This is a genomic window from Pseudomonas sp. 05N432 (assembly GCF_056396945.1).
The window spans coordinates 291,459-298,854 of record NZ_JBFTMM010000018.1; the positions used below are offsets into that span (position 1 = coordinate 291,459).

At 58.5% G+C, this 7,396-nt stretch carries 7 protein-coding genes; 4 read left to right on the top strand and 3 right to left on the bottom strand.

Annotated elements, in window-relative coordinates:
* Nucleotides 1-24 precede the first annotated feature (24 nt).
* The gene (mscK, locus tag AC1DHT_RS21140) at nucleotides 25-3,372 is read left to right on the top strand and encodes a mechanosensitive channel MscK (RefSeq protein ID WP_427537914.1); all 3,348 of its coding nucleotides are present in this window, start codon (nucleotides 25-27) and stop codon (nucleotides 3,370-3,372) included.
* 58 nt (nucleotides 3,373-3,430) lie between these two features.
* Nucleotides 3,431-4,894, top strand: coding sequence for a protein adenylyltransferase SelO (gene selO / locus AC1DHT_RS21145; protein WP_427537911.1), 1,464 nt, complete (start codon nucleotides 3,431-3,433; stop codon nucleotides 4,892-4,894).
* Nucleotides 4,895-4,900: 6 nt separating this feature from the next.
* Here the strand turns inward: selO and AC1DHT_RS21150 are convergent, their stop codons facing one another.
* From AC1DHT_RS21150 to AC1DHT_RS21160, 3 genes are all read right to left on the bottom strand, one after another.
* Nucleotides 4,901-5,302 (bottom strand): helix-turn-helix domain-containing protein, encoded by a 402-nt coding sequence (locus tag AC1DHT_RS21150; protein ID WP_427529387.1) that lies wholly within the window; start codon nucleotides 5,300-5,302, stop codon nucleotides 4,901-4,903.
* Complete coding sequence (locus tag AC1DHT_RS21155; protein ID WP_427537908.1) at nucleotides 5,299-5,595, bottom strand: type II toxin-antitoxin system HigB family toxin; 297 nt, start codon at nucleotides 5,593-5,595, stop codon at nucleotides 5,299-5,301. Before AC1DHT_RS21155 ends, AC1DHT_RS21150 begins: the two co-directional genes overlap by 4 nt.
* Nucleotides 5,596-5,800: 205 nt before the next feature.
* Entirely contained in the window at nucleotides 5,801-6,016 is a 216-nt protein-coding gene (locus AC1DHT_RS21160) for a hypothetical protein (RefSeq protein WP_427537905.1), read from the bottom strand.
* Nucleotides 6,017-6,096: 80 nt separating this feature from the next.
* On the opposite strand from AC1DHT_RS21160, the gene AC1DHT_RS21165 reads away from it, so the two are divergent.
* Nucleotides 6,097-6,615, top strand: coding sequence for an Hcp family type VI secretion system effector (locus tag AC1DHT_RS21165; RefSeq protein WP_427529382.1), 519 nt, complete (start codon nucleotides 6,097-6,099; stop codon nucleotides 6,613-6,615).
* Between the two features lie 353 nt (nucleotides 6,616-6,968).
* The coding region (locus AC1DHT_RS21170; protein WP_477761455.1) for an Hcp family type VI secretion system effector at nucleotides 6,969-7,396 on the top strand (428 nt) is incomplete at its 3' end.

The window sequence follows — 7,396 nt, forward strand, 5'->3', positions numbered from 1 at the left end:
TCGTTACGTTTTCGATCGGTCTCTATGCCAACCTTGCGCACATTTTTAGCTATCGCCCTGCTAGGGCTGAGTCTCTCCGTCGGCACTCTGCAAGCGGCCGAACCGCCGTCCGCCGAGTCTGTCCAGAAAAGCCTGGACAAGATTGCCGAGCGCAAACTGCCCGAGGCCGATCAAAAAGCCCTGCAACTGGTGCTGCAACAGACGCTGACCCAACTGTCCAACCGGGACGATTATGAAAAGCGCCTGGACAACCTCAAGCAACAACTGAGCACGGCGCCCAAGCAGAACATCGAAAATCAGCGTGAGCTGGAGCGCCTCAAGGCCAGCAAAGTCATACCGATCGAACAACGCTACGCCAACCTGTCGGTGGCACAACTCGAGCAGATGCTGACGGAACGCAGCACCCAGCAAAGTGATCTGCAAAAAGCCCTGGCCGATGCCAACAGCCTGACCATCACCGCCCAAACCCGTCCCGAACGCGCCCAGGCCGAGATCAGCAACAGCCAGACACGCATCCTGCAAATCAACAGCATCCTCAAGCTTGGCAAAGACAACGGCAAAGCCCTGACGACCGAGCAACGCGATGCCCTCAACGCCGAACTGGCCGCATTGAATGCGCTGATTCCGCTGCGTCGTCAGGAACTGGCCGGCAACAGCCAGCTGCAGGACCTGGGCAGCAGCCAACACGACTTGCTGCAGGAAAAAACCGCGCGCATGGAGCACGAGATCCAGGACCTGCAAACCCTGATCAACCAGAAGCGCCTGGCCCAGTCTCAACAGACGGTGACTCAGCAATCGATCGAAGCGCAAAAGGCCGGCGGCAGCAATCTTCTGGCCACGGAAAGCGCTGCCAACCTCAAGCTCTCCGACGACCTGCTCAAAAGGACCGACAGTCTCAACGAGCTGACCCAGCAGAACCTGCAGACCAAGCAGCAACTTGACAGCGTGACCCAAAGCGACGCTGCACTGGACGAACAGATCAGCGTGCTCAAGGGCAGCCTGTTGCTGTCCAAGATCCTCTACAAACAAAAGCAGGCCCTGCCACGCCTCAAGCTTGATCGGGACCTGGCCAATGACATCGCCGACATTCGCCTGTACCAGTTCGAAGTCAATCAACAACGCGAACTGATCAACACGCCCGGCGCCTATGTGGATAATTTGCTGGCGAGCCAGCCGCCCGACCAGGTCACCCCGCAACTGCGCAAAACCCTGCTGGATCTGGCTGTCACCCGCGCCGACCTGCTGGAGCGCCTGAGCCGCGAACTGAGCGCGCAGCTCAACGAATCCATCACCCTGCAACTGAACCAGAAACAGCTGCTCACTACCGCTCAGAATCTGCGCGCAACCCTCGACGAACAGATGTTCTGGATTCCCAGCAACAAGCCACTGGATTTCGAATGGATGCGCGGCGTGCCGGACCGCCTGGAGAAACAGGTCATCACTCTGCCCTGGGCTTCGAGCCTGAGCGAGCTGGCCGACGGCCTGACCCAGCGGCCACTGCTGTTTCTGCCGCTGGTGCTGCTGATCGGCTTCCTGGTCTGGCGGCGCAAATACCTCTATGCGCGACTGAACAAGGTGCACCAGGACATCGGTCACTTCAAACGTGACAGTCAATGGCACACCCCACAGGCGATCCTGATCAACGTGCTGCTGGCAATGCCGGTGTCGCTGGCCCTGGCCCTGTGCGGTTTCGCCTTGCAGATCGACGCCCGCGGGCAAAACGCCAACCTCGGCGCCGCCCTGTTGCAAATTGCCCAGGCGTGGCTGGTGTTCTACACCGCGTACCGGATCCTTGCGCCGGGTGGCGTGGCGGAACTGCACTTTCGCTGGGAAAGACCGCAGGTGGAATTCCTCCGCGGCTGGATCCGTCGCCTGGGTCTGGTGGTGCTGGCACTGGTCGCCGTGGTGGCAGTTGCCGAATTGCAACCGGCGGCCCTGGCGGACGACGTACTCGGTATCGCCGTGGTGCTGACCTGCTACGCCTTGATGGCCTGGCTGCTCAGCCGTCTGCTGATCCACAGTCCGACCCATAACAGCGCCTCCCTGTTTCGCAAAGCCGTCGGCATTCTATTCACTGTGCTGCCGATCGCCTTGTTTATCGCCGTGTGCTTTGGCTACTTCTACACCGCACTGAAACTCAGCGACCGGTTGATCAACACCCTGTACCTGCTGATGTTCTGGCTGATCATTGAAGCCACCTTTGTACGCGGTCTGGCCGTCGCGGCGCGGCGCCTGGCCTACCAGCGCGCTCTGACCAAACGCCAGGCCGCCAAAGAAGCCGGCGACGGTGAAGCGATCGTCGAAGAGCCGACACTGGACATCGAGAAAGTCAACGAACAATCCCTGCGCCTGATCCGTCTGGCCCTGCTCGGCGGCTTCATCGCTGCGCTGTATTGGGTCTGGAAAGACCTGATCTCGGTATTCTCGTACCTCGACAACATCACGTTGTACGAGTACACCAGCGGCGTCGGTGCCAACATGAGCATGGTGCCGATCAGCATCGGCGACTTGCTCGGTGCGCTGATCATCATCGGTATTACCGTGGCCCTGGCGCGAAACCTGCCGGGGTTGCTCGAGGTGCTGGTGCTGTCCAAGCTCGATCTGGCTCAGGGCAGTGCCTACGCCACAACCACCCTGCTGACCTATGTGATTGCCGGTGTGGGTTTCGTTTCCACCCTGTCGACCCTCGGCGTGAGCTGGGACAAACTGCAATGGCTGGTGGCCGCGCTCTCGGTCGGCCTGGGTTTCGGTATGCAGGAGATCTTCGCCAACTTCATCTCCGGGATCATGATCCTGTTCGAACGCCCGGTCCGGATCGGCGACACGATCACCATCGGCAACCTGTCGGGCACGGTGAGCAAAATCCGCATCCGCGCCACCACCATCACCGACTTCGACCGCAAGGACATCATTGTCCCGAACAAAACGTTCATCACCGGGCAACTGATCAATTGGTCGCTGACCGACACTGTGACCCGGGTCACCCTCAAGCTGGGCGTCGGCTACGATTCGGATCTGGAGCTGGTACGTACCCTGCTGCTCAGAGCGGCCATGGAAAACCCGCGCGTACTGAAGGACCCTGCGCCCTCCGTGTACTTCCTGAACTTTGGTGAAAGCACCCTGGATCACGAGCTGCGTATTCACGTGCGCGACCTCGGCGACCGTAACCCGGCACTCGATGAAATCAACCGGTTCATCAACAGCGAGTTCAAGAAGCACGACATCAACATCGCTTTCCGTCAGGTGGATATCCACCTGAAAAACCTGACAGGCCAGGAACAGCTGTTGCTGACCAGCGATGCAGTCAAACCCGCCAAGGCCCCGAATACAGGCAAGACCCCACCCGAGCCGCCATCAGTACAACTCGACTGACTGGACGCCACGCGCCATTCCCCAGCAGAATGCTCGGACATTCTGCTGGAGATGGCCGTTGAAAGCCCTCGACGAACTGACCTTCGACAACCGCTTCGCCCGCCTGGGCGACGCGCTCTCAACTCATGTACTGCCTGAGCCCATCGGCGAACCACGACTGGTGGTTGCCAGCCCTGCAGCCATGGCCCTGCTTGACCTCGACCCGAGCGTTGCCGAAACGCCAGTGTTCGCCGAACTGTTCGGCGGTCACAAGCTGTGGGCAGAAGCCGAGCCGCGGGCGATGGTCTATTCCGGGCACCAGTTCGGTTCCTACAACCCGCAATTGGGCGATGGTCGCGGGCTGCTGCTGGGCGAGGTCTACAACGAGGCCGGCGAGCACTGGGACTTGCACCTCAAGGGCGCCGGGCAAACGCCGTACTCGCGCATGGGCGATGGCCGGGCGGTGCTGCGTTCGTCGATTCGTGAGTTTCTGGCGTCCGAAGCATTGCACGCACTGGGTATCCCGACCACCCGCGCACTGTGCGTGATCGGTTCGAACACCCCGGTCTGGCGCGAGAAACAGGAACGCGCGGCCATGGTCCTGCGCCTGGCGGCGAGCCATGTGCGCTTCGGGCACTTCGAATACTTCTACTACACCAAACGGCCCGAACAGCAGAAAGCCCTCGGCGAGCACGTGTTGGCGATGCATTTCCCCGAGTGCCTGGAACAGCCGGAACCGTACCTGGCGATGTTCCGCGAAGTCGTCGAGCGCAACGCCGAGCTGATCGCCAAATGGCAGGCCTATGGCTTCTGCCACGGGGTGATGAACACCGACAACATGTCGATCCTCGGCGTCACGTTCGACTTCGGTCCGTTTGCCTTCCTCGACGACTTTGACGCCAACTTCATCTGCAACCATTCCGATGATGAGGGTCGCTATTCGTTCAGCAATCAAGTGCCGATCGGCCAATGGAACCTCAGCGCACTGGCCCAGGCCCTGACACCGTTCATCAGCGTCGAGGCCCTGCGCGAAACCCTCGGCCTGTACTTCCCGCTGTATCAGGCTCATTACCTGGACCTGATGCGCCGTCGCCTCGGCTTGACCACGGGCGAGGAAGACGACCAGCAACTGATCGAAAACCTGCTGCAACTGATGCAAAACAGCAGCGTCGACTACAGCCTGTTTTTCCGCCGTTTAGGCGATCAAGCCGCCGAGCTCGCCGTCGCCCGCTTGCGCGACGACTTCGTCGACATCAAGGGCTTCGATGCCTGGGCCGAGCGCTACTGCGCACGCGTCGCCCGCGACGGCAACAGCGATCAAGCACAGCGCCGCGCCCGCATGCACGCGGTCAATCCGCTCTACATCCTGCGCAACTACCTGGCACAGAAAGCCATCGACGCGGCAGAAAGCGGTGACTATGCAGAGGTTCGTCGCCTGCACGCGGTGCTGAGCAAACCGTTCGAAGAACAGCCCGGCATGGACAGCTACGCCGAGCGCCCACCTGAGTGGGGCAAGCATCTGGAGATCAGCTGTTCGTCTTGAGGGCGGTCAGATGAAGGTTTCTACCGACACACCGAAGCGCTCGGCCAACCAGCGGACTTGCCGCAGGTTGAGCTGGCGTTTGCCACTCAGGATTTCCGATACCACCGATTGCGCGCCCACACCCGGCAGGTCGCTCTGACTCAAGCCGTGTTCGCGCATCAGGTAGCGCAGCACATCAACACCACTGGCCACAGGCATTGGCCGGTGTTGCTGGTCGTAGGCCTCGATCCAGTCACTGAGGATATCCACCAGACTCATCAGCGGGCTGGATTCATCTTCGCCAATCAGGTCCAGCAGCTCATCGAGCGCCTTGACGAGCACATCGTAATCAGCCTCGTTTTTCGGTTTGCGCAGCAACGGCGACACAAAGTGCCAGTGCTCAGCGGCTTGTTTGATCAGAACGTTCATCGACGCTCCTCCTTCCATTTACCCTTGTCATATTCACGATGATCCAGCACCTGCTTGATATACAGCCGTTGCGCCAAGTAGTGCACGGCAGCGATCAGGCGCAGCTTGTTCCCGCCAATATCGAATACATGGAACGCCCCCACCTTATCGGTTGCGGGAAACATCGCCTTCATTGCCGCAAAGTCGCCCGGGCTGTTCCTCTTGACCTGTCGATACCATTGATCCAGCGCATTGGCTGAATGTGGCCATTGCTTCTTGGCCTCCCAAATTCGCTTTTCGGTGATCACACGCATGCAACATCCTTATCGCATCTTGCTATGAAGGTTAAACCCGGACTATTCATATCGCAACTTGCTATACACTCAGGCAGACCAGCGGTGCACTGTTCAATGCGCTCTATCAGCCTAGATACACGGCCCCCTCTGGCGCTGGCGAACATGTGAGCATTCTTTTCTACCGAGTCGCCCGCGAAGCTCTAAGGCGATGCACTACAGGCAGTCACATGGCCATGATGCGCAAGAAGTTGCGCAGCATGCCTGTGGATAACCCGCTTTTGATCTGGCTTGCAGCATCGCCTGTATGGCTTTCAAGGCACTGCGCAAGTTGTTGCGCTGTGGTGCGCAAGAAGTTGCGCACTTTTCTTGACAATTCATCGATATCAGCTTGAAACAAACAATAACCTATTGATTTATATAAATTAAATTCAAATGGCATGAAGCTTGATCACTGTCAGGTGTACATCGGGCGATTTTCCTCTCCCGGACACTTCGATTGATCAGGCAAGGAAAGCATTCATGCCAACACCCGCATATCTGTCACTCACCGGCACCAAGCAAGGCTTCATCACCGAGGGCAACTTCAGTCAGGACTCGGTCGGCAACGTTTATCAGGAAGGTCATGAAAATCAGATCCTGGTTCAGGCGTTCAGTCACCAGGTCATCATCCCTCGCGACCCGCAGTCCGGGCAGCCGACCGGTCAACGCGTTCACAAACCCATGATGATCACCAAAACCTTCGACAAGTGCTCACCACTGCTTTTCGCAGCCCTGACCAGCGGTGAAAAGATGATCGAATGCAACCTCGAGTGGTACCGCACCTCGGCCGCCGGCACCCAGGAGCGTTATTTCACCATCACCCTCGAAGACGCCATCATTATCGAAATCCAGTCGCGCATGCCCAATTGCCAAGACCCTGGCAACGCACACTTCACGCACCTGGAAGATGTGTATTTCAGCTACCGCAAAATCACCTGGGAGCACGTCGTCTCCAATACATCCGGTTCTGATGACTGGCGTGCTCCAATCGCAGGCTAAGGCTGCACCACCGATTCGCTGTATCGGCCAGCGCTGCTAATGGCATCCAAAAACCCAAGTGCGCAAGAAGTTGCGCACTCACCTTCCGAAAAACACCCACCCAGCCTGCTCCAGGCCGCGCCACGCAAGGCCTGCAGCCAAGTGCGCAAGAAGTTGCGCAGTGCTGCGCAACTTCTTGCGCACATTAGCGACTTTTCCTACAGGCAAATGAGACAAAACCGACACTAACAACTCATATCTCATTGATTTATATACTAAATGTATTGCATGGCACGAAGCTTGATGTGTAGGAAGTACCCACCGGGCGATCTCGCCTCCCGGGCACCCTCATTTATTTAGCAAGGAGAGCATCCATGGCTACACCAGCGTACATGTCCATCACTGGCACCAAACAAGGCCTGATCACTGCCGGTGCATTCACCGCTGATTCGGTTGGCAACACCTACCAGGAAGGTCACGAAGACCAGGTCATGGTTCAGGGTTTCAACCACGAAGTGATCATCCCGCGTGACCCGCAGTCCGGCCAACCAACCGGCCAGCGCGTTCACAAACCAGTGAAAATCACCAAGGTTTTCGACAAGTCCTCGCCACTGCTGCTGGCTGCCCTGACTTCCGGCGAGCGCCTGACTTCCATCGAAATCAAGTGGTACCGCACCTCGGCTGCCGGCACCCAAGAGCACTACTTCACCACCAAGCTTGAAGACGCGATCATCGTCGACATCAAAGACTACATGCACAACTGCCAGGACCCGGCGAACTCGCACTTCACTCACCTGGAAGA